This window comes from Mesorhizobium sp. CO1-1-8 (assembly GCF_020164875.1).
Taxonomy (GTDB): domain Bacteria; phylum Pseudomonadota; class Alphaproteobacteria; order Rhizobiales; family Rhizobiaceae; genus Mesorhizobium.
In genome coordinates this window covers 1-1,403 of sequence record NZ_JAIUGZ010000035.1, presented here as the reverse complement: position 1 = coordinate 1,403, position 1,403 = coordinate 1, and the positions used below count along the sequence as shown (strand labels likewise).

Genomic DNA, 1,403 nt, shown 5'->3' with positions numbered 1-1,403 from the left:
CAGAGCCGCCAGACAGAAAACTCAAATCCTCTCCCCCCAAACCAAATCAAAAACAGCCCGCCACGCACAAAGCCCGCGGGCCGTTCCCGTTCAAGGGGACTGGCCAAGTGAAGCGCCCAGCCACCGCCATGACCGGATCAACCGAATCGGAGGCAGAAAAGAGCCATCCGATCCTCGTGCCAGGCATCGGTGATGCCGGTAATGACTGCACTCAAATACGAAATGAATTTGGCCGGGGTGGTGTTCTATTCAGCCGGCTTTTTGTGACCACCCTCCGCCGTGACAATGACCGATGACCGCGAATATCGACCTGCATGTGGATCCTCGATCGCGCCGGCGGTCGGGTGTGTCACGCCGCAATGGCCGCAAGTGCCGCTGGTCGAGCGGCCTGGGGCGTTGAAGCGACGCCTCCATCCGTGCCGAATCTAAGTGAAGGGCGATCCTCTGCGGGATGAGTGGCGCAAGGCGTGGCATGGTCGAATCGGTCATTTTTGCTAATAGTTGACATCTATTGCTGAATTCGGAATCACTCCCATATTTCCCGCAGGAGGTTACCAATGCCAAATTACGCTTTGAATGACCACTACGAGAGCTTCATCAGGAAGCAGCTTGAATCAGGCCGCTACAACAATGCCAGCGAGGTTGTCCGCGCGGGCCTGCGCATGCTTGAGGATTTCGAGGCGGAGCGGGAGAAATGGCTGCGCGAGGAGATACCGGGGCGCCTGGCTGAGCTCCGGCAGGATCCAACGAACGGTATCCCTGCCGAAACGGTCTTCTCCCGGCTTGAGGCGCGTCATCGCGCCAGGCAGGCGAAAGCCAAGTAGGGGTGGAGTATCGGATTGTCTTCCACCCCAAGGCAGAAGCCGAGCTGGAGCAACTCTACGATGACATAGCCGGACGTGCATCGCCGGCGATCGCCTGGAATTTCATTACGGGTATCCGCGACCATTGTCTCGGCCTGTCGACTTTTCCACAGCGGGGCACCGAGCGGGTCGAGATCATGCCTGGGCTACGGATTGTTGGCTACCGGCGTGCCGTCAGCATTGCCTTTGCCGTCGAGGGCGAGCGGGTGCTGATCCTGGGCATTTTTTACGCTGGCCGGAACATCACGCCAGAATTGCTCGAGGGCCGGCTCTAAATGACGCCCCGGTAGGGAATTGCTCTGCGGCCATCGAGGCGCAACAGTTGTTTTTCAGGCCGATGATGCACGCTCGGCGCCGAGACCTCGGGGCGCATCACGGGAATGGTGGCGGCAGAACACCGCTCACAACTCAGCCAAGCCAGCTCACGAATTTCGGCCCCGTGGATAACTCCACGAGAAATCGAAAAAACATTGTCGATCGGTGTTGACAGTTCTCGTTGGTGGCGACTATATACGCCTCACGAACGAGGGCGGCTCGCCG

3 protein-coding genes are annotated in these 1,403 nt (G+C 59.0%); all 3 read left to right on the top strand.

Translation table 11 applies throughout. From position 1 onward, the window contains the following. Nucleotides 1-296: hypothetical protein (locus LB558_RS32820; RefSeq protein ID WP_224701541.1), on the top strand; the 296-nt coding region annotated here is incomplete at its 5' end. Nucleotides 297-557: 261 nt separating this feature from the next. Continuing rightward, the gene (locus LB558_RS32815) at nt 558-824 is read left to right on the top strand and encodes a type II toxin-antitoxin system ParD family antitoxin (protein WP_224701539.1); all 267 of its coding nucleotides are present in this window, start codon (nt 558-560) and stop codon (nt 822-824) included. A 2-nt stretch (nt 825-826) separates the two neighbouring features. Continuing rightward, nucleotides 827-1,138, top strand: a complete 312-nt coding sequence (locus tag LB558_RS32810; RefSeq protein WP_224701538.1) for a type II toxin-antitoxin system RelE/ParE family toxin — start codon at nt 827-829, stop codon at nt 1,136-1,138. Nucleotides 1,139-1,403 lie beyond the last annotated feature (265 nt).

What these genes read in the sequence shown, in the direction of transcription:
- LB558_RS32815 (WP_224701539.1), top strand. Translation starts at nt 558, where the DNA reads ATGCCAAATTACGCTTTGAATGACCACTACGAGAGCTTCATCAGGAAG.